The 1021-nt window shown below is 47.3% G+C and carries 1 protein-coding gene; it reads left to right on the top strand.

Annotated elements, in window-relative coordinates; translation table 11 throughout:
* Positions 1 to 1021 (top strand): hypothetical protein (locus KDK18_RS09065; protein WP_257254581.1); only part of this gene is annotated, 1021 nt, incomplete at both ends.

Raw genomic sequence — 1021 nt, 5'->3', positions numbered from 1 at the left:
CTGTTCCACGCTTTCTCGTCCATGAATAATGGCAAAGGAATACCCAAACATGAGGAAGTCAAAGCAGTTCTGGGCTGGCCAGAATGGAAAGGCAAGGATGGCGAGTTCAATATGGAACGGTTCCGCGCTTTCTCGTCTATGAATAATGGCAAAGGAGTACCCAAACATGAGGAAGTCAAAGCAGTGTCGGGCTGGCCAGAATGGAAAGACAAGGATGGCGAGTTCAATATGGAACGGTTCCGCGCTTTCTCGTCCATGAATAATGGCCGGGGCGTACCCAAATATGAGGAAGTGAAAAAAGTGATGGGTTGGACAAGCTGCGAGGATGTACCTAATCATCAACTACTGCAAATTATGACCAGACTCTGGGCATCAGCAGGACTCCCTGCTGTTGATATGCTGCAACACCGGGAAACACAACTGAAACAGTGGCTTTTTACAGGATCTAATGAAGAATGCAGCGATTCAGAGGATGAAGAGAGTGACAAATATAATCGGCAGATAAGAACTGTTGCTCTTTATCTTTCCACCTCTAAGCCAGACTGGTTACTCCATTGGGCGACTTTAAGAAAATTTCATCAATGCCATGAAAAGACCAAGACCGTTCTGATGCTCGAAGCATTGATAAGACTCCTGTCTTCTTGTGGGGGGAAGGGCGTCGGGCAATACCTCCGGGCTAATCAACAGGACCGGGATTTTTTGTTCCGTCATTTGATTAAAGCCGTGCCCTTCCATGTGTTAAATAGAGCAATGGATCTGTTTTCTTCCGATGAACACAGAGAGCGTTTCGTCTATTTCGTCAAGCGGCTGCAGTCATTGCCGGATAAAAGGCTATGGGAACAGTACTCTGCCCGGTTGCAGCAATTATCAGGAGTGCTGAAACACGACTATATGCAAAGACTCTACTGGGAACTCCTGCAACCCTTAACAAAAGATAATCAGCTGCGTTTTCTGGATGCCAGCCACGCCCAGGCTGTATTCGACCTGTTTCCCTCGTTGAGCGCCCTGCATAAACTCAGCA

Source organism: Endozoicomonas sp. SESOKO3, assembly GCF_024606255.1.
This window is presented reverse-complemented; position numbering and strand designations above follow the sequence as displayed.